At 72.2% G+C, this 21,499-nt stretch carries 23 protein-coding genes; 7 read left to right on the top strand and 16 right to left on the bottom strand.

Annotation, left to right across the window (positions count from 1 at the left end):
* Window positions 1-221 precede the first annotated feature (221 nt).
* Window positions 222-857: a DUF6875 domain-containing protein gene (locus tag ACFUJY_RS32305; RefSeq protein WP_383306226.1), complete on the top strand. Its 636-nt coding sequence runs from the start codon at window positions 222-224 to the stop codon at window positions 855-857.
* A gap of 58 nt (window positions 858-915) precedes the next feature.
* On the opposite strand, the gene ACFUJY_RS32300 is transcribed toward ACFUJY_RS32305, so the two are convergent.
* The 11 genes from ACFUJY_RS32300 to ACFUJY_RS32250 form a co-directional block, all read right to left on the bottom strand.
* Window positions 916-1,632, bottom strand: a complete 717-nt coding sequence (locus ACFUJY_RS32300) for an indole-3-glycerol-phosphate synthase (protein ID WP_383306224.1) — start codon at window positions 1,630-1,632, stop codon at window positions 916-918.
* The gene (locus ACFUJY_RS32295; protein WP_383306222.1) at window positions 1,629-2,384 is read right to left on the bottom strand and encodes an N-(5'-phosphoribosyl)anthranilate isomerase; all 756 of its coding nucleotides are present in this window, start codon (window positions 2,382-2,384) and stop codon (window positions 1,629-1,631) included. Before ACFUJY_RS32295 ends, ACFUJY_RS32300 begins: the two co-directional genes overlap by 4 nt.
* On the bottom strand, window positions 2,381-3,526 hold the full coding sequence (locus ACFUJY_RS32290; RefSeq protein ID WP_383306220.1) for an acyl-CoA dehydrogenase family protein: 1,146 nt from the start codon (window positions 3,524-3,526) through the stop codon (window positions 2,381-2,383). The genes ACFUJY_RS32295 and ACFUJY_RS32290 overlap by 4 nt, the downstream gene beginning before the upstream one ends.
* Before the next feature lie 38 nt (window positions 3,527-3,564).
* Window positions 3,565-3,939: an ectoine synthase gene (locus ACFUJY_RS32285; protein WP_161209518.1), complete on the bottom strand. Its 375-nt coding sequence runs from the start codon at window positions 3,937-3,939 to the stop codon at window positions 3,565-3,567.
* A 2-nt stretch (window positions 3,940-3,941) separates the two neighbouring features.
* Window positions 3,942-4,778, bottom strand: coding sequence for a tryptophan synthase subunit alpha (gene trpA, locus ACFUJY_RS32280; RefSeq protein WP_383306217.1), 837 nt, complete (start codon window positions 4,776-4,778; stop codon window positions 3,942-3,944).
* Window positions 4,771-5,811, bottom strand: coding sequence for a hypothetical protein (locus ACFUJY_RS32275; RefSeq protein ID WP_383306215.1), 1,041 nt, complete (start codon window positions 5,809-5,811; stop codon window positions 4,771-4,773). The genes trpA and ACFUJY_RS32275 overlap by 8 nt, the downstream gene beginning before the upstream one ends.
* A gap of 163 nt (window positions 5,812-5,974) precedes the next feature.
* Entirely contained in the window at window positions 5,975-6,232 is a 258-nt protein-coding gene (locus ACFUJY_RS32270; protein WP_383306213.1) for a phosphopantetheine-binding protein, read from the bottom strand.
* Window positions 6,229-7,764 carry an AMP-binding protein gene (locus ACFUJY_RS32265; RefSeq protein WP_383306211.1) on the bottom strand — a complete coding sequence of 512 codons (1,536 nt, stop codon included), beginning with the start codon at window positions 7,762-7,764 and terminating at the stop codon, window positions 6,229-6,231. The genes ACFUJY_RS32270 and ACFUJY_RS32265 overlap by 4 nt, the downstream gene beginning before the upstream one ends.
* Window positions 7,761-8,624, bottom strand: coding sequence for a MaoC/PaaZ C-terminal domain-containing protein (locus tag ACFUJY_RS32260; RefSeq protein WP_383306209.1), 864 nt, complete (start codon window positions 8,622-8,624; stop codon window positions 7,761-7,763). Before ACFUJY_RS32260 ends, ACFUJY_RS32265 begins: the two co-directional genes overlap by 4 nt.
* Entirely contained in the window at window positions 8,621-9,871 is a 1,251-nt protein-coding gene (locus ACFUJY_RS32255) for a beta-ketoacyl-[acyl-carrier-protein] synthase family protein (protein WP_383306207.1), read from the bottom strand. Before ACFUJY_RS32255 ends, ACFUJY_RS32260 begins: the two co-directional genes overlap by 4 nt.
* A gap of 46 nt (window positions 9,872-9,917) precedes the next feature.
* Window positions 9,918-11,135: an aminotransferase class I/II-fold pyridoxal phosphate-dependent enzyme gene (locus ACFUJY_RS32250; RefSeq protein WP_383306205.1), complete on the bottom strand. Its 1,218-nt coding sequence runs from the start codon at window positions 11,133-11,135 to the stop codon at window positions 9,918-9,920.
* Window positions 11,136-11,510: 375 nt separating this feature from the next.
* Between ACFUJY_RS32250 and ACFUJY_RS32245 the strand changes: the two genes are divergently transcribed.
* The gene (locus tag ACFUJY_RS32245; RefSeq protein WP_383306203.1) at window positions 11,511-12,368 is read left to right on the top strand and encodes a BTAD domain-containing putative transcriptional regulator; all 858 of its coding nucleotides are present in this window, start codon (window positions 11,511-11,513) and stop codon (window positions 12,366-12,368) included.
* Between the two features lie 138 nt (window positions 12,369-12,506).
* Here the strand turns inward: ACFUJY_RS32245 and ACFUJY_RS32240 are convergent, their stop codons facing one another.
* Genes ACFUJY_RS32240 through ACFUJY_RS32230 form a run of 3 tightly spaced genes read right to left on the bottom strand, consistent with a single transcriptional unit; the run spans window position 12,507 to window position 14,510 of the window.
* Window positions 12,507-13,262 carry an SDR family NAD(P)-dependent oxidoreductase gene (locus ACFUJY_RS32240; RefSeq protein WP_073969549.1) on the bottom strand — a complete coding sequence of 252 codons (756 nt, stop codon included), beginning with the start codon at window positions 13,260-13,262 and terminating at the stop codon, window positions 12,507-12,509.
* Window positions 13,259-14,245 carry a 3-oxoacyl-ACP synthase III family protein gene (locus tag ACFUJY_RS32235; protein WP_383306201.1) on the bottom strand — a complete coding sequence of 329 codons (987 nt, stop codon included), beginning with the start codon at window positions 14,243-14,245 and terminating at the stop codon, window positions 13,259-13,261. The genes ACFUJY_RS32240 and ACFUJY_RS32235 overlap by 4 nt, the downstream gene beginning before the upstream one ends.
* A 10-nt stretch (window positions 14,246-14,255) precedes the next feature.
* Window positions 14,256-14,510 (bottom strand): hypothetical protein, encoded by a 255-nt coding sequence (locus tag ACFUJY_RS32230; protein ID WP_018105947.1) that lies wholly within the window; start codon window positions 14,508-14,510, stop codon window positions 14,256-14,258.
* A gap of 192 nt (window positions 14,511-14,702) precedes the next feature.
* Here ACFUJY_RS32230 and ACFUJY_RS32225 point away from each other — a divergent pair, with 192 nt between their 5' ends.
* From ACFUJY_RS32225 to ACFUJY_RS32205, 5 genes are all read left to right on the top strand, one after another.
* Entirely contained in the window at window positions 14,703-15,581 is an 879-nt protein-coding gene (locus ACFUJY_RS32225) for a class I SAM-dependent methyltransferase (protein WP_383306198.1), read from the top strand.
* 9 nt (window positions 15,582-15,590) lie between these two features.
* Window positions 15,591-17,147: a flavin-containing monooxygenase gene (locus ACFUJY_RS32220; RefSeq protein ID WP_383306196.1), complete on the top strand. Its 1,557-nt coding sequence runs from the start codon at window positions 15,591-15,593 to the stop codon at window positions 17,145-17,147.
* 19 nt (window positions 17,148-17,166) lie between these two features.
* Complete coding sequence (locus ACFUJY_RS32215) at window positions 17,167-18,660, top strand: FAD-binding protein (RefSeq protein WP_383306194.1); 1,494 nt, start codon at window positions 17,167-17,169, stop codon at window positions 18,658-18,660.
* 91 nt (window positions 18,661-18,751) lie between these two features.
* Entirely contained in the window at window positions 18,752-19,282 is a 531-nt protein-coding gene (locus ACFUJY_RS32210; protein WP_383306192.1) for an SRPBCC family protein, read from the top strand.
* Complete coding sequence (locus ACFUJY_RS32205; RefSeq protein ID WP_383306190.1) at window positions 19,279-20,127, top strand: alpha/beta fold hydrolase; 849 nt, start codon at window positions 19,279-19,281, stop codon at window positions 20,125-20,127. The genes ACFUJY_RS32210 and ACFUJY_RS32205 overlap by 4 nt, the downstream gene beginning before the upstream one ends.
* Before the next feature lie 63 nt (window positions 20,128-20,190).
* Here the strand turns inward: ACFUJY_RS32205 and ACFUJY_RS32200 are convergent, their stop codons facing one another.
* Window positions 20,191-20,724 carry a DUF1772 domain-containing protein gene (locus ACFUJY_RS32200; protein ID WP_383306188.1) on the bottom strand — a complete coding sequence of 178 codons (534 nt, stop codon included), beginning with the start codon at window positions 20,722-20,724 and terminating at the stop codon, window positions 20,191-20,193.
* Entirely contained in the window at window positions 20,721-21,398 is a 678-nt protein-coding gene (locus ACFUJY_RS32195; RefSeq protein WP_383306186.1) for a hemerythrin domain-containing protein, read from the bottom strand. Before ACFUJY_RS32195 ends, ACFUJY_RS32200 begins: the two co-directional genes overlap by 4 nt.
* Window positions 21,399-21,499: the final 101 nt, after the last annotated feature.

The following is a 21,499-nucleotide window of genomic DNA, read 5'->3' as shown; positions in this document are numbered from 1 at the left end:
CCCCCATGGGAAGGCCGACCGTGGATCTTCGTTACCGGCGAGCGGGACCATGGCCGACCTGGAGGCGCGCCCGGCACACCCATCGACCGGGAGGAGTACTTCGTGATCTGCTTGTCCACCTTCCCACCGCCGCCCCCTCCGGCCCTGGCCCGGCCGCCCGCGCGGCGCTTGATCACCCCGTACGGCGGACCGCGCCTGCGGCCGATGTGGCGGGAGCCGCGATGAGGGGTGACAGCCGGCTGCAGCTCTACACGCCGGGTCAGGTGGACCGGGACCTCGTGCCGGCCGGGCAGCGCGGGCCGCTGCGCGAGGTGCTGGAGTGGAGCCGGACCTTCCTGGTGTCGAGCCATCCGGAGCTGGGCCGCAGCGGCCCGGTGTGCCCGTACACCCAGCCCTCGCTGCGCGCCGGCCGGTTCCTGCTCGCCGTGCCCGCCCGGAGCACCCCGGCCGCGCTGCCCGGCGCCGTGGAGGCGCTGCGCACCTGGTACGAACGGCTCGCGTCGGAGCTGCCGGAGGACGAGCGGGAACTCCTCACCGTGCTGATGGTGCTCCCGGGGCTGGACCACACGGACCCGGCCGCCCTGGACCTGTTGCAGGCGGACGCGAAGGACGACTTCGTCGCCCAGGGGCTGATGATCGGCCAGTTCCATCCGCTGTGCGCCGAGCCGGGGCTGTGGAACGAGGACTTCGCGCCGCTGCGTTCGCCGGTGCCGCTCCTCGCGGTGCGGCGGCTGCTCGTGTTCGACCTGCCGTTCCTGGTCGGCGCGGACCGGCACGTCGACCACTATCTGCGCCGGTTCGCCCCCGGCATCCCGGCACGGGTGCGCGACCAGCTGGTCAACCGCGTCGTGTCCTGAGCGCGGGCGTGCGAAGGGGGCTCCGTGGTCACGGAGCCCCCTTCGCACGGTGGGACACTCACGACGGATGGAGGGCCGGCTGCGCCGTGCGCCGCCCGGCCTCCAGCGTGCGCAGCCACTCGCCGGGGTCGCCGCTGCGCAGCAGGGCGGTGCCGACGAGGAGGCCCTTGAAGCCGGCGTCGAGCAGCCGGGCCGCCGTCTGCGGGCTGTCGATGGCGCTGGCGCTCACCGGGCAGGGGGTGCCGCTCGCGTGCAGGGCGGGCAGCAGCTCGAAGCTGCGGGTCAGGTCTCCCCGGTCGCGTTCCCGGGTCTTGATGTCCTTGTTGTTGACGGCGATGACGCATTCGTCGGCGTGCGGCACGGCTTCGATCTCGGCCTCGGTGGTGGCTTCGACGAACGGGGTCAGGCCCGCGCTGAGCGCCGCGACGGTGAGGCCGCGCAGCGCGGACGCGGACAGCAGTCCGGCAGTGAGCAGGACGGCCGAGGCGCCGAGCTCCCGCGCGGTCTCCAGCTGGTCCTTGCGGGTGATGAAGTCCTTCTGCAGGAGGGGGAGTTCGGTGAGCCGGGCGACATCGCGGAGCAGGTCGCGGGTGCCGCCGAACCAGCGGCCGGTGACGACCGAGATGCAGGGCGCCCCGGCCTTCTCGTAGGCGGTGACGATCTCTGCGGGGGTGTGGCCGGAGATGAGGTCGAAGCCGAACGCGTCGCGTCGCTTGACCTCCATCACCAGGGGCTGCGGGGCCGACAGCAGGGACTCGATGAAGGGAAGGCTCATGGCTGCTCCGTAGGCCGTGTGGTCGGGGTGTCCGTGGCGGAAGGAGTGCGGGGGTCGGGGTGGCCCGGCCCGGTGTCCCAGGCGTGGGCCAGCCCGGCCACCTCGGCTGCGCCGAAGCGGCCGTCGCCGCCGCGGGCCGCGGTGTCGACGTCGATGCCGCGCAGCCGGGGGTGGCGCAGGACCCGTTCGTACGCGGACCGGTTGGTCCGGGTGAGTCCGCCGGCGAGCCAGAACGGCAGGGTGAACCGTTCGGCGAGGCGGAGGACGGTCTCCTCGTCCAAGCGCTGCCCCGTGGAGCCGACGCGGCCGTCGGCGGTGGTGGCGTCGATGAGGAAGAGGTCGGTGCCGGCCCGCTCGTACGCTCCGATCAGGGGGCGTTCCGGGCAGGTGCCGTCCGAGACGTGCAGCACCTTGACGATGACGGCGTCGGGCAGTGCCGTGCGCAGGGCGCGGACGGTGGCGGGCGGCTGGTAGGCGTGCAGCTGGACGGTGCGGACGCCGGTGCGCCGCATGACGTCCGCGACCGTGTCCGGGTCACCGAGGAAGGTGACCAGGACGGGGTGCAGGGTGCCGGTGGCGCGGACGGCCGCCGCGAGGGCGGCCACCTCGTGCTCCGGCAGGTCCGCGGGGCCGCCGGGGACGCCGTGCCACAGCCCGACGAGCCCGGCCCCGGCACCGGCCAGCACCTCGATGTCACGGGTGCTGGTGGCGCCGCAGACCTTGAGGGTGCGTGGTGGGGACAGGGTGGTCATCGGCCCAGGCCCAGCTTGGACGCGATGCGGTTGTACTGGATCTCGTTGCTGCCCGAATAGATCGTGCCGCCCACGGCGTTGCGGACGTCGATCTCCAGGCCGTACTCGCTCATGTAGCCGTGGCCGCCGAAGACCTGGACGGCGGTGAGCGAGCCGGCGAGGTTGGCCTCGCTGGTGATCAGCTTGGCGATGGCCAGGTCCTCGGTGACGTCCTCGCCCTCCTCCAGCCGCTCGGCGGTGTCGTACAGCCACTTCCTGGCCGACTCCAGGCCGATCTTGGCGTCGACGATCTTGTTGGCGACGGACTGGTACGAGCCGATCGTCTTGCCGAAGGACCGGCGGGTGCGGGCGTACTCGACGCAGCGGTCGAACCGGTGCTGCATCTCCCCCACGTTCACGATGAACGAGAGGAGGATCTCCCGCTTCATCACGTAGTCGAGGACGATGAACCCGCCGCCCACCCGGCCGAGGACCCGGTCGCGCGGGATGCGGCAGTCGTCGAAGTACAGCTCGCTGAGCGGGGAGGTGCGCAGGCCCATCTTCTTGACGGGCTTGCCGACGGTCAGGCCCGGGGTGTCCCGGTCCACGAGGAACGCGGTCACGCCCAGGGCGCCGCCGTCGGGGTGGGTGCGCGCGTACACGACGAACACGTCGGCGACGGGGCCGTTGCTGACGAAGCACTTGCTTCCGTTCAGCACGAAGCCGTCGCCGTCGCGCTCCGCGCGCGTGGTCATCGCCATCGCGTCGCTGCCGGACTCCGACTCGGTGATCGCGTGGGCGCCGATCGCCTCGCCGGAGCTGATCCGGGGAAGGTACGCCTCCTTCTGCGCGGGCGTGCCGAACCGCATCAGGGGGACGCCGGTGCTGGCGAGCGTGGTGGTGACGCAGAAGTTCAGACCCGCGTCACGGCAGTGCTCGCCGAGCCCTTCCAGGACGTACATGGTGGTGAGGAGGGACTGGCCCAGGCCGCCGTGCTCCTCGGCGAAGGGCAGGGCGAGGATGCCGGCCCGGCGCACCAGTTTCCACTTCTCCCAGGAGAACTCCGCTCGTTCGTCCTGGGCGATGTGGTCGGCGCTGAGTGCCTCGCCCCACCGGGCCAGGCCGGCCCGCAGGTCGGCCTGGTCGGTGTTCCAGCGGATCACTGGGCCCCCTTTCAGAGGTGCTGGTGCACGGGTGCGGATCAGTAGGCGGAGGAGGTGTGCGCGTCGAGGCTGTGCACCTCGTCGCCCTGGAGCGCCGGGGTGAAGACGCAGACGAGCCGCAGGTCCTCGTGCGGAGAGGCGACGAGGTAGTGCGCGTCGTGCTCGTCCAGGGAGTACAGCCGGCCCGGCGTGATGGGGTGCACGGTGCCGTCCAGCTCGACCACCTCGCCGGAGCCCTCGATGCAGTAGCAGGACTCCAGGTGGTTGCGGTACTCCAGGCGGGACTTGGTGCCGGCGCGCACCGTGGTGTCGGTGATCGAGTAGCCGACGCCGTCGGACTCGGTGAGGAAACGACGGCTGAGCCCGTTGCCCCAGTCGACGCTCTTGACGGTCTCCAGGTCGCGGATGATCATGGTCAACTCCTTGTTCGGATAGGGGTATTGGCCGTACTGGTCTCGTCCGGTCCGGGCTGGAGCGACCGGACGAAGCCGCGCAGTGCCGTGGTGACGGAGCCCTCCTCTTCGAGGGCCCGCTCCACGCGGGCCACGCCCGCGGAGCCGACGATCGCGGCGTCGGCCCCGCTCGCGGCCACCGCCGCGACGTGGCTGCGCGTACTGACCCCGAAGCCGACGGCGATCGGGGAGTTCGTGTGGGCCCGCAGCCCGGCGACGACCGGGGCGAGCGCGGCGTGCCCGGCGGGCGGCGCGGTGCCGCTGCGGCCGTAGTGCGCCACCAGGTAGACGTACGCGGAGGACTCGCGGGCGGCCCAGGCCCGGGTCTCCTCCGGGCTGGTCGGGTAGCAGGTGGTGACGACGGCGGCGCCCGCCGCGTCGGTCGCCTCGCGGTAGGCGTCCCGCAGCCGGGGCGGCAGGCCGTGCACCAGGAGGCCGTCGGCGCCGGACGCGGTGATGTCCTTGACGGCCGCGCCCAGGTCCCGGTGCTTGAGGGAGTGGCTCCAGTCGGCGAGCAGCGCGATCCGCAGCCGCCGCAGCCCCGGCCGGACGCGGGCGACGAAGCCGAGGACGTCGTCCAGGCCGGTGTCCCGGTCCAGGGCGCGGCGGGCGGAGCGGCGTACGACCGGCCCGTCGGTGAAGGAGTCCGGAAAGGGCACCGCCAGTTCGAGGCAGTCGACGCCCTCCTCGTCGAGCATGTGCACGACGTCGGCGAGCTCGTCCAGCGGCGGGTCGCCCGCGTTGAGGAACAGCGTGAGCCCGGGCCGGCCGGGTCCGCACCCGGTGAAGAAGTCAGCCATGGCGGACCGCCCCCGCCGTCGTCACGGCCCGCCGGGAGCGCAGCCGCTCGACCAGGGCGGCGGCGGCCCCGCTGGTGACGGCGTCGTCCGTGGCGTCGAGCGCGTCGCGCCAGGTGGTGTGGTGGCCGGCCGCGAGGGCGAGCGCGGCGGCGTTGAGCCGGACGGTCCGGGTGGCCGCCGGATGGGCGCGACCGGCGAGCACGGCCAGGAAGTGGTCGATGGCCGCATCCTTGGGCGCGGGGGCCAGCGCCTCGAAGCCGCCGTCGGCCGGGACCAGCGCGCCGGGCTCCAGGACCTGGTCCTCGCCCCGCGCGATGTGGACGGTGTTGCGGGCGAAGCCGAGGAGCTCGTCGGCGCCCCGGTCGTTGCTGGTGAGCCACACCGTACGGCCGGTGACGGTGGCGGCGAGGCGGCGCAGGTCGTCCAGGGGCATGGTGTGCGAGACGCCGGTGACCTGGGCGGTGACCGGCAGATCGGCGAGGAGGGGGCCGAGCGCGTTGAGGAACCGCCCGAACGGCTTCATGCTCACCGGTGCGATCAGCCGGGCGAGCCGGGCGAGCTCGACCGGGTAGACGAACGGCCCGGTGAAGGCGATCCCGTCCCGCTCCAGCTGCTCCTCGGTCTGCTCGTACGAGGAGGTCAGCCGTACCCCGAGACGTTCGAGGAGGTCGACGGAGCCGAGGCTGGAGGTGTAGGCGCGGGAGCCGGACTTGACGACACGCACCCCGGCGGCGGCCGCGACGAAGGCCGCCGCGGTGGAGACGTTGAAGGTGGCGGGCCCGCCCCCGGTGCCCACGACGTTGACGGTCGCGGGCCAGGCGGGCCCGGGGCGCGCGGGGCGCCGTTCCAGGAGTGTGCCGTGCAGGGCGGCAAGCGTCGCGGGGTCGGGGAGCCGGGTGGTCAGCGAGGCCAGCAGGGCGACGGCCTGCTCCCTGGGGAGCGTGCCGTCGCCGAGCCGGTCCCACAGAGACCGCCAGGTCTCGTGCTCGGCCACCGTGCGCCGCGCCAGCAGGCCGGTGAGCGCGTCGTGCATGGTAGGGCCTTTCGTTTGGGTCAGGCCGGATCAGGGAGCGGGCTCTGGTGCCGTGCATCGCAAGGCGGAGGATTGAATCAACGCGGAGCGTTGGTGATTGACGACAACGCCGCGAGGCGCGGTGCCAGGGCCCGCGAGCCCGGCATGGCCCAGACGGAAGGCCCTAGCCATTCACCCCCTGGCGGGCGCCGGCGACGAAGGTGTCGATGGCGGTGACGCTGCGGAAGTTGTTGGGGTCGAGGTCCGTGTCGTCCACGGCGAGGCCGAAGCGGTCCTCCACCCAGGCGATCAGCTTGAGCAGGCCGAGCGAGTCGATGGCTCCGCTCGACAGCAGGTCCTGGTCGTCGGCGAGTTGGTCCTGGGTGAGGTCCGGCAGGAACTCCTCGATCAGGAACTGCTTGATGGTGGCCGTGTTGCTCATGACGTCCTTCCTTCTACGGTGGTCAGCCGGCGGGAGTGGTCCGGCGCCGGGGACGGCGGCCGGGACGGTCCGCCCAGCCGGTCGAGCGCGGTGCGGTCGACCTTTCCGGTGGCGGTCTTGGGCAGCGGTTCGTCGGTGATCCGCAGGACGCCGGGGACGGCCGCCCTGGGCAGGGAACGGGCGCAGTGCTCCTTCAGGAGCAGGCTGTTGAGGCCGCTGCCGGGTGCGCGCCGCACCCCGGCCACGAGCCGTTTGCCGGTGAGCGGGTCGGGTTCCGCGGCGACACCGGCCTCCAGGACGGCGGGGTGGCTCAGCAGCACCTGCTCGATCTCGGCGGTGTTCACGGCGACGCCGCGCACCTTCACCTGGAAGTCGCTGCGCCCGGTGAGGTACAGCAGCCCGTCGGCGTCGCGCCGTACGAGGTCGCCGGTGCGGAACCAGGTGCCGTCGTCGTGACCGAGCGGATGGCCGGTGAACCGGTCCCGGCTGCGGGCCGGGTCGAGGTAGCCGGCGGTCTGGAAGGGCGTCCTGACGTGCAGCTCGCCGGCGCCGGGGCCGGTGACCTCCCGGCCGTCGGCGTCCAGGACGAGTACCGAGACCCCGGGGAGCGGGGTGCCGATGGGCAGCGGGCCGAAGACGGTGGCCGTGGTGTCGACGTCGTACGTGAAGCTGTCGTTGGTCTCCGTGCAGCCGTAGATGTTGGTGAGGCGGGCGGCGGGCAGCACCTCGCGCAGCTCGGCCAGGGTGCGTTCGGGCAGGACGTCGCCGGTGAAGGCGGCCCGGCGCACCGACGGCAGCAGCACGCCGGCCCGGCGGGCGGCGTCCAGCACGAGCCGGTAGAACATCGGCACGGCCTGGACGATCTCGACGTCGTGCCGGAGCAGCAGGTCGAGCAGATGGCGTCCGTCGACGGCCTTGTCCGGGTCCACGAGGACGACCCGGCCGCCGTGCGCGAGGGTCGTCCACACGTCGAGGAAGCAGAGGTCGAAGTTGATCGGCGCGTAGTTGAGGACGGTGGTGCCCGGCGCGACGGCGAAGGCGGGCCCGGCCCAGGTGACGAACCGGTCCACGGCCTGTTCGTCCAGCGGGACCGTCTTGGGCAGCCCGGTGGAGCCGGACGTGGTGAGCATGAAGGCGGTGCGCGGAGGCACCGGGTAGGCCGCCGAGCGGGCCGGGGCCGGCACGCTCCGCGGTTCGCCGCCCGGGGCCACCACGTGCCGGCAGCCGGCCTGGGCGAAGAGTTGGGTCAGCAGCTGCTCGCCCAGGTGCGGGGAGGGCAGCAGGAACGGGCGGTGCGCGAGCAGGCAGCCGAGGACGAGCGCGATGGCGTCGGGCGACTTCTCGGCGAGGATGCCGACGGGTTCGCCGGCCGGCAGCCCGAGCAGGGCCAGCCGCTCGCGTTCGCGGCCGGCGCTCTCGTACAGCTCGCGGTAGCTGGTCTCCTCACCGTGCCAGACCAGGGCGGGCGCGTCGGGGCGCTCGCGGACCTGGGTGAGGAAGCCGGGGAGCAGTCCGGTGGTGGCGCCGGTCATGGCCGCCGTCCCGCCAGCCGGGCCCAGCCGCTCTTCACGGCGATGCCTGAGGGGGTGCGGCAGGTGAAGCGGACGAGGGTGCGGTCGGCGTCCGGAGCGAGTTCGACGCTGAGCGGCACGTTGGGAGCCACGGGCGCGGAGAACCGCCCGCTGACGGCACGGACCCGGGTGACGTCGCCGTCCGCGTACCGGTCGGCGATCTCCTCGACGGCCAGGGCGAGCACGCTCATCCCGTGTGCGATGACGCCGGGGAATCCGGCGTCCTTCGCGGCCCGGTCGTCCAGGTGGATCGGGTTGAGGTCGCCGGAGGCGTGCGCGTAGCCGCGAATCCAGGCGGGGGTGAGCCGGTGCTCGGCGGCGGCCGGTTCACCGGCTCCGCCGGACGGGGCGGGCGCGGCCGGGGACGGGATCTGGCCGAAGGGCTCGATGGCGGTGGCGCCCATCAGCAGGGCGCTGGTGAGGAGTTCGGCGCGCGGGCTGCCGTCGGCGCCGGTGAGGCGGGCCCGGACGGCCACCCGGGTGCCCCGCGGTTCGCGCCGGGCGCCGGCCACGTCGAGGGCGACGGTGATCTGCTCGCCGGGCAGCAGGGGCTGCTCGATCCGGATGTCCTGGCCGAGGTGGACGACGGAGACGGGCTCGGGCTCGGCCGCCGCCAGGTCGCGTACGGTCGCGTCGGCGAGGGTGTGCGCGAGGACGAAGGCGTGCACCGGCGACGCGCCGGGCTCCCCGGCCACGGGCAGGTCCGCGCGGACGGCGGCCCTGAAGGCGGCCACCTCGTCGGCGGTGAGGGTGCGGATCGCGGTGCGGGGCTGGGCGGTGGGCTGGGCGGTCTGGGCCGTGGGCTGGGCGGTGGTCGTCATACCGGCGCCACCACCATGCTCGCGTTGTGGCCGCCGAACCCGAACGAGTTCGACAGCGCGGGCCCCAGGGCGACGGGCCGTGGACTGGTGTGCACCACGTCGATCTCCATTCCTGGCTCCAGGTGTTCGTGGTTGGCGGTGGGCGGCACCTCTCGGGCGCGCATGGCCTGGACGGCGGCGATGATCTCGACGGCGCCGGCCGCGCCGATGAGGTGGCCGATGACGCCCTTGGACGCGGTGACGGGCGGACCGTCGGAGCCGAAGACCTTGGTGAGGGCCGTGGCCTCGGCGCGGTCGTTGTGCGGGGTCGAGGTGCCGTGCGCGTTGATGTGCGCGATCTCGTCGGGGGCGAGCCCGGCGGCGGTGAGCGCGCCGGTCATCGCGGAGACCGCGCCGGCCCCGTCGGCCAGCGGCATCGACAGGTGGTACGCGTCCGAGGTGGCCGCGTACCCGGCGATCCGGGCGTAGGTGCGGGCGCCACGGGCCAGCGCGTCGTCGAGGCGTTCCAGGACGACGAAGCCGGCCCCCTCCCCCATGACGAACCCGTCGCGGTCCCGGTCGAACGGGCGGGAGGCGTGCGCCGGGTCGTCGTTGCGCCCGGAGACCGCGTTCAGGTTGCCGAAGGCGGCGAGGGTGACCGGGGTGAGGGTGGATTCGCAGCCGCCCGCGATCGCCACGTCGGCCTGGCCCGACCGGAGGAGCGCGGTGGCGTGCCCGATGGCGTCGACACCGCTGGCGCAGGTGGTGGCGATGGTGGTCGCGGGGCCGGTCCAGCCGAGCCGCATGGCGATCTGGGCGGCCGCCGCGTTCGGCATGGTGAGCAGCGGCATCAGCGGGTTGACCCGGTGCGGGCCCGCCTCGCTGTAATGCGCGGACTCGCGGTCGCTGGTGGCGCGCCCGCCCACCGCGTTGCCGACGACGATGGCGGTGCGCCCGGGCTCGGGCACGGGGGCGCCGGCGTCGCGGTGGGCGGAGAGTGCCGCCGTGGTGCCGTACAGCGCGAAGGGGTCCATGCGCCGTGCGTCCTTGGCGGACACGAGGGCGTCGGGGCCCTGGGTGTCGAGTCCGCTGACCCGGCAGCCGATCCGGACCCGGTGGCGGGAGAGGTCCAGGTGGTCGAGCGGGGCTGCGGTGGAACGGCCGGCGCGGAGCGCGGCCCACAGGGCCTCGGGGGTGCACCCCGCCGGGGTGACCACGCCGATCCCGGTGATCACCACCGGGGTGCGGTGGGAGGCTTCGGCTGTCATCTTCGGTCTCGTCTCCGTCCGGTGTCCCGGGGCCTGGACCGGCCGGTCAGGCCGGGATGATGCCGCACTCGCGGGCGGACTTGATGAATGCCTCGGCGGCGAAGTCGATGTCCTCGGGCGTGTGCCGCGCGGTCACCGCGATCCGCAGCCTGGCCAGGTCGTTGGGAACGGCCGGGGTGACCACGGGGATGCCGATGACACCGTTGCGGCGGCAGGCGGTGGCCAGGTCGTACGCCTTCTCGTCGGAGCCGGCGATCAGCGGGAGCACCGCGGTCTCGCTGTCCTGCGTACGCAGCCCCTGGGCGTTGACCAGGGCGCGCAGGCGGGCGGACTCGCGCTGGATGTGGGCGACCCGCTCCGGTTCGCGTCGCAGGATGCGCAGGCTCTCCAGGGCGGCGGCCGCCTGGGCCGGGGCGAGGGCGGCGGAGAACAGGAACGGCCGGGCGGCGTAGCGCAGGTGGCCGATGAGTTCGGCGGGTCCGGTGACCCAGCCGCCCATGGACGGGATGCCCTTGGACAGGGTGCCGAGCTTGATGTCGGCCGTCACCCGGTGGTCGAAGTGCTCCTCGATGCCGCGCCCGGTGGCGCCGATGACGCCGAGCGCGTGGGCCTCGTCCACCATGAGCAGCGCGTTGTGCTCGTCGCACACCTTGCGCAGCTCGGGCAGCGGGGCGATGTCGCCGTCCATGGAGTAGACGCTGTCGACGATGACGAGCCGCACCCCGTCGGGCGAGGCGGCGGCCAGGCGCCGGTCGAGGTGGTCGACGTCGTTGTGCCGGAACCGGGTGACGGTGGCGCCGGAGAGCCGGCAGCCGTCCACGATGGAGGCGTGGTCGTATTTGTCGATGAAGACGGTGTCGCCGGCGCCGACGAGACCGCCGACGGTGCCCACGTTCGCCGCGTAGCCCGAGCTGAAGACCATGGACGCCTCGCGGTCCGCGAAGCTGGCGACCTCGGCCTCCAGCTCCTCGTGCAGCGGGATGGTCCCGGCCAGGGCGCGCACGCCGTGGTTGCCGCTGCCGTACAGGTCGACGGCGGCCTTGGCGGCGGCGACGACGCGTTCGTCACCGCCCAGGCCCAGGTAGCTGTAGCCGGACATCATCAGCAGCCGTTGCCCGTCGAGATCGGCGTACGCGCTGTCCCGCTCGACCGTGTAGGAGACGAAACTGTTGCGGCGCTCCGGCTCGGACTCCAGTGCCGCTACGCGCCTGTTCGTGGCCGCCAGCTTCGGCGCCAGCCGTTCCCAACCTCCGGTTGCGTTCACGTGGGTCTCCTCAGGCTGATTCAGTCGGCCGGCGAACGGCCTATTCATGACAGGATTTCTACGCCGCGTTCCGCAACGCGGCCGCAACAAGGGAGCCGGAGCCCTTCTCGAATTACGCTCGAAGCCGCTCGGGATTCACTAGAAATCCCCTGGTGAATGCATGGAGAAGGTGGATACATGGAGCCCCGATTCAGCGGAACTTGGGCTTCCACTCATTCTTCCCGGTATGTTCCCGGGCTCAATTGACACGGCCTGAACGCCCCTGCGAGGGTCACGTCGACATCACGGGGAATGGCGAGAACTGAACGGCGCAAAGCGAAAGCAACGGCCGTGTTCCCCGCTCAGTTCCTGATCTGCCGCAGGGGGAGTGTCGACGTGTTGATCCGGCTCGTAGGACTTGTCAGCATCGAGCACGAGGCGGAACCGCCCCGGCATCTGTCGAGCGCACAGGCCCAAATCGCCTTCGCCCGCCTGGTCCTGGAGCGCTCCGCCGGCACCAGCCGCGACCAGCTCGCGGACACGCTGTGGCCGCAGGGCCTGCCCGACACCTGGGCGTCCGCGCTGCGCAGCGTCGTCAGCCGGGTGCGGTCCTTCGTCACCAGCGCGCACCAGAAGCCCGGTGAGACTCCGCTGGTCGCCCAGAGCGGGCGCTACCTGCTGCATCTGCCGAGCGACGCGCTGACCGATGTGGAGACGGCCGAGGCGTCGGTCTCCGAGGCCCGGCAGGCGTGCCGGGAGGGCGCGCACGCGGTGGCCCTGCAACTGGCCTCCGGCGCGGTCGCCAATCTGCGCGGCGCGTTCCTGCCCGCCCACGAGGGCGAGTGGGTGAACAGCACCCGCGAGCGCATCGAGGCGGTACGCCTGAGCGCCCTGGAACTGTCCAGCGCCTCGGCCGCCGCCCTCGGCAACAGCCACCACGCCCTGCGGTACGCCGACGAGGCGGTGCGCAGGGCGCCGTTCCGGGAGAGCGCGCACCGCTGCCGGATGACGGCGCACGCCGCCGCCGGCAACCGGGCCGACGCGCTGCGCGTCTACCAGCAGCTGCGCGAGCTCCTCTCGGACGAGCTGGGCATCGAGCCCGCCCCGTCCACCCAGACGCTCTACCTGGGCCTGCTCCGCGAGCCCGACCCGGCCCGCGAGGCGCCCCGTGCCGTGGCCTCGTACGGCGGACCGACGAGCGCCGACCCGCTCCTGATGAGCGCGTACCAGCCCCTGCTCCCGCCGGCCGCTTAGGCCCTGCCCGGGCAGGGAAACGTCCGCGGAATGCTCCTGCGAAATCCGGTTCGCAGGAGCATTCCGCGGACGTTTCGGGTGCGGAACTCATTTCCCTGGGGGGGGGCTTTCCGGGGAAAGCCCCCCCAGGGGCGGATGTCAGGTGATGGTGACGCCGCTGTCGATGCTGATGACCTGGCCGGTCATACAGTCCTGGTCGAGGAAGAGGGCGGAGCTGCGCGCGACCTCTTCCACGGTCACGAAACGGGGCACCGGCGCCTTCTTCTCCATCGACTCCACCACGTGGTCGGGGAGGGTCTGGGTCATGCCCGTGATCATAAAGCCGGGCGAGAGCGCGTTGACCGTGACACCCCGCCGCCCGCACTCGGCGGCCAGGGTCCGGGTGAAGCCGATCAGGCCGGCCTTGGACGCGGAGTACGCGGTCTGCCCGGCCGTCGCGATCAGTCCCGACGGCGAGACCACGTTGATCACCCGGCCCCACCGCTTGCGCAGCATGTGCGGGACGCACACCCGGGCCGTGTGGAAGGAGCCGATGAGGTTGGTCTGGATCACCGCCGCCCAGTCCTCGGGCTTCTGCATCGCCATGACCTGGTCACGGCGGATCGCGCCGTTGTTGACGAGGACGTCGACCGGGCCCAGCCGCTCGGCGATCTGCGCGTGCATCGCCGTGACGGCCTCGTACGAGCCGACGTCGCCGGTGACGAGGACGGAGTCGTTGGTGAGCTTCTCCTGCACCGCGAGCGCGGCGTCCTTCGCGCTGTTGTAGTGGACGGCCACCTTGCAGCCGAGCGCGTCCAGTTCGATCGCCAGCGCCTGGCCGAGCCCGCCGGAGGCGCCCGTCACCAGGGCGACGGGGTGCTCGGGCCGGGTGCCGGCGGGCTTCTGCGTACTCATCGTGTCCCTCCGCGCCATTCGAGGAGCATGGAGCCCCAGGTCATGCCTGCGCCGAAGCCGGCCAACAGGACCAGGTCGCCGTTCTGGATGCGGCCCTCGTCCAGCGCCTCGGCGAGGGCGATCGGGATGGAGGCGGACGCCGTGTTCCCGTACTTGTGCAGGTTGGCGACCAGGGCCTCGGGCCGCAGTCCGGTGTGGCTGAGGATCGAGTTGATGATGCGGATGTTGGCCTGGTGCGGGATGACGTGGCGTACGTCGGCCGCCTCGACCTTGGCGTTCTTCAGCGTCTCCCGGACCGTACGGACGGTGTACCGCACGGCGTTCAGGTAGATCTCGTTGCCGTTGATCTGCGCGTAGTGCAGACCCTGGCGCACCGTTTCCTCGGTGGTGGGCATACGGCTGCCGCCCGCGAGGACCTTGAGGCTGCCGGTGCAGCTGCCGTCCGCGCCCAGGTTCCAGGCCAGGACGTTGCTGTCGGCCGCGGGAACGAGCACGACGGCTCCCGCGCCGTCCCCGACCAGGATCGAGAGGTCCCGGTCGGCGGGGTTCGCGGTCAGCGTGTGGGTGTCGGAGCCGATGAGCAGGATCGGCCGGGGGTCGATCGCGATGAGGGCCATCGCGGAGACGAGCCCGTAGACGAAGCCCGCGCACTCGGAGTTGACGTCGTGCGCGCTGCCGGCGATGCCCAGTTCGTGGTGGACGAACGCGGACGTCGCCGGCGAGGGCTGCTCGGGCGTGGCGGTGGCGACGATCAGATGGGCGATGTCGCCGCCGCTCAGGCCCGCCTTGGCGAGGGCACGCCGGCCGGCCTCGACGGCCAGCGAGGCTGTCGTCTGGCCGGGCCCGACGGCGCGCCGTTCACTGATCCCGCACCGGCTGGTGATCCAGTGCTCGTCGACGCCGAAGCGCTCGGCGAGCTCCGCACTGGTGACCACCTTCTCAGGGACGGAGATGCCCCATCCGGTGATGTCGAAGCCGTTCATGCGCGCCCGCTCAGGCCTGCGCCGGCACGAGCGCCAGGATGCGGTCGTAGACGTGGCGCAGCGTCGTGGTGTCGTCCAGGTCGGCGAACAGGGACTCGTCGGCCGGGATGTCCGGGTAGGTGTTCTGGAACCCGTACAGCCACTCCATGAGGTCCAGCGAGTCCACGTCCGGGATGTGCTGGAGCGGGTGGTCCGGGTCGACCTTCTGGGCGCCGGACACGGCCTCGAGCTGGCTCGCCAGTTCTTCGATGGTGGGCAGAGACATGGGGTGAGGTCCTTCCTCCGCAGGGCTTGGCCTTGTCGAAACGCATGGAACCCGTACGCACGCAACCGGCGCGCAACAGCCGGCGCCCCCGCCGTGTTGCACGTCTCTTGCGATGCGGGGGTTTTCTCGTCTCGCGATGACATCGCAGGCACCACGCCATGAGCATGAGCCGGACGGGAGTTGAGGACGAAGATGACCACGGTCGCAAACCAGTCGGTCCCCGAGGTCGACGCGATCAGGCACCACTACGAGGTGAGCAACGACTTCTACCGCCTCCTGCTGGGCCCGACGATGATGTACTCCGGCGGTTACTGGGAGGAGGGCGAGGGTCTCACCGAGGCTCTCGACGAGGCCCAGGAGCGCAAGCTGGACAAGTTCGTCGAGCTGGCGGGAGCGGCCAACGCCCGGCGTGTCCTGGACGTGGGCTGCGGGTGGGGCACCATGCTCAACCGCGTCACCACGGTGCACGGCGTCGAGCAGGCGGTCGGGCTGACGCTCAGCCGTACGCAGGAGCAGTTCATCGCCGGCCTGGACAACCCGCGGATCACCACGCGGGTGGAGTCCTGGGAGGACCACACCACCGACGACCCGTACGACGCGGCGTTCTGCATCAACGCCCTGGAGCACTTCGTCTCCTCGACGCTGCCGCCGCGCGAGCGCACCAAGAAGTACCGGGTGTTCTTCCAGAAGGTCGGCGCCACCCTGAAGCCGGGCGCCCGCTTCGTGCTGCACACCATGACGGCCGAGGCGCTGCCCATGAACCGGCAGCTGCTGGACGACCTGAAGTTCCTCCAGCGTTCGGAGTTCGAGAACTGCCACATCCCGCACCTGCACGAGCTGACGCAGGCCGCCGAGGGCCTGTTCGACGTGGTCGAGGTCGTCAACGAGCGCGAGTCGTTCGCGGTGGCCTGCCGCGCCTGGCTGAAGCTGCTCGCCGAGCGCCGTGACGAGGCCGTCGCCATGGAGGGCGAGGAGGCCGTGGCCCGCTTCGAGCGCTACCTCGACATCTTCGCGTACACGCTCGAGGACAAGTTCTTCAACAACTTCCGCGTCACCATCGCGCGCCGCTAGGAGGCTGACGTGACGAGCACTCTAGAGCCGCCGCGGAGCGACGAGGACACCCGCCCGGCCGGCGGCGGCGGACCGCAGCGGCATCTGCGCGTCGCCGTCATCGGCAGCGGGTTCTCAGGCCTCGGCATGGCGATCCGGCTGCTGCAGAAGGGCGTGGACGACTTCCTCGTCTTCGAACGCGCCGACGAGGTGGGCGGCACCTGGCGGGACAACTCCTACCCGGGTGCGGCCTGCGACGTGATGTCCCACCTGTACTCGTTCTCGTTCGCGCAGAACCCGGAGTGGAAGTCCACGTTCGGCAAGCGCGACGAGCTGTACGCGTACCTGCGGGACACCGCCGACCGGTTCGGGGTGCGTCCGCACATCCGCTTCGGCCACGAACTGCTCGGGGCCCGCTGGGACGAGACGACCCGCCGCTGGCACATCGAGACCTCGCAGGGCGACTACACCGCGCAGGTCCTGGTGAGCGGCACCGGCTATCTCAGCGAGGCGGCGGTCCCCGACATCCCGGGCCTCTCCGACTTCGAGGGCACCGTCTTCCACTCCTCCCGCTGGCGGCACGACCACGACCTGAGCGGGCGCAACGTCGCCGTGATCGGCACCGGCGCCTCCGCCATCCAGTTCGTGCCGAAGATCCAGCCCGAGGTGGGGCGGCTCGACCTCTACCAGCGCACCCCGCCGTGGATCGGCCCGAAGAACGACAAGGTGACGAGCCCGCTCCAGACCAAGCTGCTGCGCGGGGTCCCCGGCTACCAGAACTTCCGGCGCAACTTCAACATGTGGGGCCGGGAGATCCTGGCCTTCGTGATGAAGCGGCCCAAGGTCGCCGGGAAGATGCAGAAGATGGCCAGCGACCACCTGAAGAAGTCGGTCGCCGACGAGACGCTGCGCGCGAAGCTCACCCCCGATTACGTGATGGCGTGCAAGCGCCTGCTGTTCTCCAACACGTGGTACCCGGCGATCCAGCAGCCCAACGTGGACCTGGTCACCGACGGCATCGCGAAGGTGACCGCCCACTCGATCGTCACCGCCGACGGGGCCGAACGGGAGATCGACACGATCATCCTGGGCACCGGCTTCAAGGCCACGGACCGCCCGGTCGCCGGGCGGATCACCGGCCGCGAGGGCAGGTCGCTGCGCGAGGTGTGGCAGGAGCACGGCATGGCCGCGCACCGCGGCACCACCGTCGCCGGCTTCCCGAACCTGTTCCTGCTGCTCGGCCCGAACACCACCCTGGGGCACTCCTCGCAGGTCGTGATGATCGAGGCGCAGATCGGCTACGTGCTGGACGCGCTGAAGGTCATGGACCAGAAGGGCCTGGCCTCGGTGGAGGTTCGAAAGACAGTCCAGGACGACTGGAACGAGCGGCTGCAGGCCCGCCTCGATGGCACCGTGTGGAACGCAGGCAACTGCAAGAGCTGGTACCTCGACGCACATGGGCGCAACCCGTCGATCTGGCCGACGTACACCTGGCGCTTCCGCCGCCAGACCAAGCACTTCACCCCCTCCGAGTACCAGCTCGCCACCCTCGCGGGCGCCGGCCTGCCGGCCCTGAACCACACGTAATGGACGGGAGACAGACCGAATGAGAAGCAGCAGCACCCCCATCACGCGGCGCAGCATCCTCGGGGGCGTGGCGGCCGCCACCGTCATCGGCTGGAGCACTGCGCACCAGGCGTGGGCACGTGAGTCGGACTCCTTCGCCCATACGGCGGCGAGCCTGCCGTCGCTCGACGGCACGCTGGAGACCTCGGCGGGTGTCACCTCCACGTTCAACCACGACTTCGGCCACATGGTGACCGGCGCGTGCTGGGCGGTGCTGCGTCCCGGCTCGGTGCGGGACATCGTCAAGATGGTCGACTACGCCCGGGCCAACGGGCTGAAGATCGCGATGAACGGCCGCGGCGGGCAGGACGGCGACGAGGAGTCGCACTCCTGCTACGGCCAGGCGCAGGTACCGCAGGGCGGCATCGCGATCGACGCGCGCGGTCTGACGAAGATCGTCCGCATCGGCTCGTCGTCCGCCGTGGTCGAGGCCGGGGTCACCTGGGCCCAGCTCACCGACGCCGCCCTCGACCGCGGTCTGACCCCGCCGGCGCTCACCGACTACCTGCACCTGTCGATAGGCGGCACGCTCAGCGTCGGCGGCATCGGCTCCACCGTGGCGCGGTACGGGCTCCAGATCGACACCGTGAAGTCGATCGACATCGTCACCGGCAACGGCGACCTGATCACGGCCAGCCCGCACTGCCACGCCGAGCTGTTCAACACGGCGCTCGGCGGCGGCGGTCAGGTCGGCATCATCGTGCGCGCCGAGGTCGCCCTGATCCCGGCACCGCCGAAGATGACCGTCTTCACCCTCTACTACAACGACGTGTCCGCGTTCCTCGCCGACTCCGAGAAGCTCATGGCGGAGAAGCGGTTCGAGGGCCAGGTCGGCGAGATCGCCCCCACCCCGGACTACTCCGGCTGGTGGTACAAGCTGGAGGGCCAGGCGTACTGGCAGGGGAGCACCGCCCCCGACCGCACCGCGCTGCTCACCGGTCTGCACGACGAGCGGGCGTACGCGACGATCGAGGACCTGTCCTTCCGCGAGGCCGTGTTCCGCACCGACGCCGACGAGGCGTGGCTGAAGGAGAACGGCTACTGGGACCAGCCCAAGCCGTGGCTGAGCCTGTTCGTGCCGGCCTCCAAGGCGAAGGCGTTCGCGGACCTGCTGACCGCCGAGCTGAACGTGGACGACCTGGGCGCCGGCTTCCTGCTCTACTACCCGTACCCGACGTCGAAGCTGACCCGTCCGCTGACGGTGCAGCCCTCCGAGCCGACCGCGTACCTGTGCGACGTGCTCCGCTTCCCCGCCCCGGGCGCGGACATCGCGCGGATGCTGGACCAGAACCGCCGCCTGTACGACAAGGCGGTCGCGCTGGGTGCCAAGCGGTACCTGGTGGGCGCGATCCCGGACATGACCGCGGCGGACTGGCGGTCCCACTTCGGCAGCCGCTGGAAGGTCCTCGTCGCGGCGAAGCGCTGCTACGACCCGGCGGGCATCCTCACCCCCGGTCAGGGCTTCTTCGGCTGATCCGGGACGCCCCGGGCCCTGGGGCCTGTCGTTCGGATCAGGCCGGCGAGACCCAGACCGCCACCCGGAACACCCCGACAGGAGAATCGGCATGACAGTTTACGACTTGATCGACGAGGCGATCGTGGACGCACCGCCGGAGGCGGTGTGGGAGGCGTTGATCGCCGAGTTCCGCGGCGCCGGCCGCTGGTGGGTGCCGGCCAACACCTTCGCCGCCGTGTCCGGTTCGCCGGACGAGGTGGGCGGCGAGGTCGCTGTCACGGTGCACACCAAGGGCGTCGACAAGGGCGGCCCGAAGCTGCGGTTCACCGCGCGGACCCGAGCCGTCGAGCCCCACCGGCTGCTGTCGGTCGATTACGTGGCCGGGGTGTTCCGGGGCACCAGCGACTTCGTCGTGGAACCGCTCGACGGGGGCCGCACCAAGGTCGGCATGCACTTCGTGGGCCGGCCGAACGGCTATCTGAAGCTTCTCGCGAAGGTCGCCGACATCGGCGCGGAGCACTCCACCGCCACCAGCGAGGCGTTCGTCCGGCTCGGCCGCATCCTCGCGGCGGAGCGCACTCCGGCCGTGCGGACCGGTGAGCCGGCGGAGGCCCGGAAGCTGGAGGGCAGTACCCGATGACGACGGTGGCCGCCGCGCCGGCGACCGAGACGCAGGTGCTCACCGACGACGGCGCCCGCCTGGCGGTGTCCGTCCTGCCGCCGCTCACGCCCCCGACCGGCGTGACCGTGGTCCTGGTCCACGGCTGGGGCGCGTCGCGCCGGGTGTGGAGCACGGTGGCCGACCGGCTGATCCGCCTCGGGCACCGCGTCGTCTCCTACGACCTGCGGGGCCACGGCGCCTCCTCGCAGGGCGCCGAGCCCTTCGGGATCACCCGGCTCGGGGCGGACCTGGCCGCGGTCCTGGCTCATGTCGAGGCACCCGACGCGGTCGTCGTCGGGCACTCCGGGGGCGGGTTCGCCGCCCTGTCGTACGCCGCGTCGGAGGACCGGAACGCCGGCGCCCTGAGCGGCCTGGTGCTGCTGGCCACGGCGGCGCACGACCAGGAGACGCCGGACAGCGAGGTCCGCATGATGGGCAGCGCGCTGTTCCAGCGGGCCGTCTCCCGGCCGGCCCTGGGCCGCAAGCTCCTCGGGCAGAACATGCTCGGCCCGAAGGCGGACCGGCAGCTGAGCGAGGTGAACCGGCAGATGTTCGCGGCGGCCGGACCGGCGGTGCGCGCGGAGGCGTTCCGTTCCTCGCGGGGCATGGACCTGCGCGAGGCCCTGGTCTCGGTGACCGTGCCGGCGGTGGTCCTGGCGGGCACCGGCGACAAGGTGATCGCGCCGAAGCTCGGCCGGGTCGTCGCCGAGGCGCTGCCCCGGGCACGCTTCGAGGAGGTACCCGGCGTGGGCCACATGCTGCCCCTGGAGGCGCCGCAGACGGTGGTGGGCGCGGTCAGCGAGCTGACACGGGACCACGGATAGCGCGGCGCGCACACGGAGAGGCGGCCGACCCCGGGCGGGGGCCGGCCGCCTCTCCGTGGCCGCTCAGGCGCGCGCCCGCAGCGTGAGCGCCCGGCCCAGGCAGGCGAGGGCGGCCGTGCAGGCCAGGGTGCGGGCGGCGTTGGCCGGGGTCCACGCGCCCCGGAACCGGTCGCGAATCAGGGCGACCTCGGGTCCCGACGCCTCCGCGGTCAGCTGGGCGAGCCGGCGGTTGAGGGGGATGTTGACCTTCATGGTGACCGCGACGGCCGCCGAGTACAGGGCGAGCGCGGCCCACGTCCAGCGGGCGGCGCGGGTGTGGCCGAGGCGGCGCAGGGAGACGCCCGAGATCCCGGTGGCCAGGAATGCCCCGAAGAAGACCAGCCCGAAGAAACCGTTCTCGATGGCGTCGTTGATGTGGCCCATGGCGCTCGCGAAGGCCGCGTCGTCGATGCGGTCGAGGCCGGGCATGACGGACACGTCGAACGCGAAGTACAGCCCCGCGCTCAGCCCCATCGCGATGGTGGCCGCGTACAGCGAGGCTTCGGTGCGTCCGCCCGGCCGGGCCGGGAGCGAGGTGGTCGGCGCGGTGGCGGTCATGGCTTCTCCTGAGGGCGCGGAACGGGGCGCAGTACGGGGGCGAGCAGCCGTTCGTAGCGGCGGCGCAGCACCGTCCGGCCGAGCAGCCGTACCGGTGGCGGGATGGTGGCGGTGACCTGGGCCGCGGCGGCGGGGTCGGCGCCGTCGAACATCCAGGGCTGGAGCCGGCCGAGCACCCCGGGCGGCGCGGTCCGCAGCAGCCGCCTTTCCAGGGACGCGTAGCGCGTGGCGCCGAGCGCGGTGAAGGCGGGGAAGGCGATGCGTTCCTCGGCGGCGAGGTGGTCGCGCAGGACGGCGGCGAAGGCGTCGGCGGCGGGGCGCAGCTCCCCGGGGCCGGCGCCCGGCCGGAGCGCGGCGCCGACGGCGTCCATCGCCGCGTCGAGGCGTTGGTGGTCGCCGTCGATGGCGTCGGCGGCCCGGTCGAAGCCGGGGACGGCGCGCCGCAGTTCGGGCCAGAGGACGGCGTCCTCGCTGTGGTGGTGCCAGTCGATCACCTCGCGCAGGCTGTGCCACCAGGTGACCACCCCGTCGGTGCGGGCGCCGGGCCCGGAGCGTGCGACGGTCACGAGCCGGGCGGCGTCGCGGCGCATCGCGATGTGCATCAGCGCGAATCCGTGGAAGGGTCCGGGCAGCGACGGGAGGTGTTCGCTCGTCATCGGTTCGGTACCGGTCATGGGTGCCTCCCTAAGAATGGTTGGCGGTCCGGGGGGACCGGGTGTGGCTGATGGGTGTTTGCCGCTTGTGGCTCGCGAGGAATGGCCGCCCGGTCCTCCGG

It is taken from the genome of Streptomyces sp. NPDC057249 (assembly GCF_042669245.1).
GTDB lineage: Bacteria > Actinomycetota > Actinomycetes > Streptomycetales > Streptomycetaceae > Streptomyces.
The sequence above is the reverse complement of the archived record's forward strand: the minus strand, read 5'-3'. Positions and strand labels throughout refer to the sequence as shown.

What these genes read in the sequence shown, in the direction of transcription:
- ACFUJY_RS32305 (WP_383306226.1), top strand. Translation starts at nt 222, where the DNA reads ATGAGGGGTGACAGCCGGCTGCAGCTCTACACGCCGGGTCAGGTGGAC.
- ACFUJY_RS32300 (WP_383306224.1), bottom strand. Translation starts at nt 1,632, where the DNA reads ATGAGCCTTCCCTTCATCGAGTCCCTGCTGTCGGCCCCGCAGCCCCTG.
- ACFUJY_RS32295 (WP_383306222.1), bottom strand. Translation starts at nt 2,384, where the DNA reads ATGACCACCCTGTCCCCACCACGCACCCTCAAGGTCTGCGGCGCCACC.
- ACFUJY_RS32285 (WP_161209518.1), bottom strand. Translation starts at nt 3,939, where the DNA reads ATGATCATCCGCGACCTGGAGACCGTCAAGAGCGTCGACTGGGGCAAC.
- trpA (WP_383306217.1), bottom strand. Translation starts at nt 4,778, where the DNA reads ATGGCTGACTTCTTCACCGGGTGCGGACCCGGCCGGCCCGGGCTCACG.
- ACFUJY_RS32275 (WP_383306215.1), bottom strand. Translation starts at nt 5,811, where the DNA reads ATGCACGACGCGCTCACCGGCCTGCTGGCGCGGCGCACGGTGGCCGAG.
- ACFUJY_RS32270 (WP_383306213.1), bottom strand. Translation starts at nt 6,232, where the DNA reads ATGAGCAACACGGCCACCATCAAGCAGTTCCTGATCGAGGAGTTCCTG.
- ACFUJY_RS32265 (WP_383306211.1), bottom strand. Translation starts at nt 7,764, where the DNA reads ATGACCGGCGCCACCACCGGACTGCTCCCCGGCTTCCTCACCCAGGTC.
- ACFUJY_RS32260 (WP_383306209.1), bottom strand. Translation starts at nt 8,624, where the DNA reads ATGACGACCACCGCCCAGCCCACGGCCCAGACCGCCCAGCCCACCGCC.
- ACFUJY_RS32255 (WP_383306207.1), bottom strand. Translation starts at nt 9,871, where the DNA reads ATGACAGCCGAAGCCTCCCACCGCACCCCGGTGGTGATCACCGGGATC.
- ACFUJY_RS32240 (WP_073969549.1), bottom strand. Translation starts at nt 13,262, where the DNA reads ATGAGTACGCAGAAGCCCGCCGGCACCCGGCCCGAGCACCCCGTCGCC.
- ACFUJY_RS32235 (WP_383306201.1), bottom strand. Translation starts at nt 14,245, where the DNA reads ATGAACGGCTTCGACATCACCGGATGGGGCATCTCCGTCCCTGAGAAG.
- ACFUJY_RS32230 (WP_018105947.1), bottom strand. Translation starts at nt 14,510, where the DNA reads ATGTCTCTGCCCACCATCGAAGAACTGGCGAGCCAGCTCGAGGCCGTG.
- ACFUJY_RS32225 (WP_383306198.1), top strand. Translation starts at nt 14,703, where the DNA reads ATGACCACGGTCGCAAACCAGTCGGTCCCCGAGGTCGACGCGATCAGG.
- ACFUJY_RS32215 (WP_383306194.1), top strand. Translation starts at nt 17,167, where the DNA reads ATGAGAAGCAGCAGCACCCCCATCACGCGGCGCAGCATCCTCGGGGGC.
- ACFUJY_RS32210 (WP_383306192.1), top strand. Translation starts at nt 18,752, where the DNA reads ATGACAGTTTACGACTTGATCGACGAGGCGATCGTGGACGCACCGCCG.
- ACFUJY_RS32205 (WP_383306190.1), top strand. Translation starts at nt 19,279, where the DNA reads ATGACGACGGTGGCCGCCGCGCCGGCGACCGAGACGCAGGTGCTCACC.
- ACFUJY_RS32200 (WP_383306188.1), bottom strand. Translation starts at nt 20,724, where the DNA reads ATGACCGCCACCGCGCCGACCACCTCGCTCCCGGCCCGGCCGGGCGGA.
- ACFUJY_RS32195 (WP_383306186.1), bottom strand. Translation starts at nt 21,398, where the DNA reads ATGACCGGTACCGAACCGATGACGAGCGAACACCTCCCGTCGCTGCCC.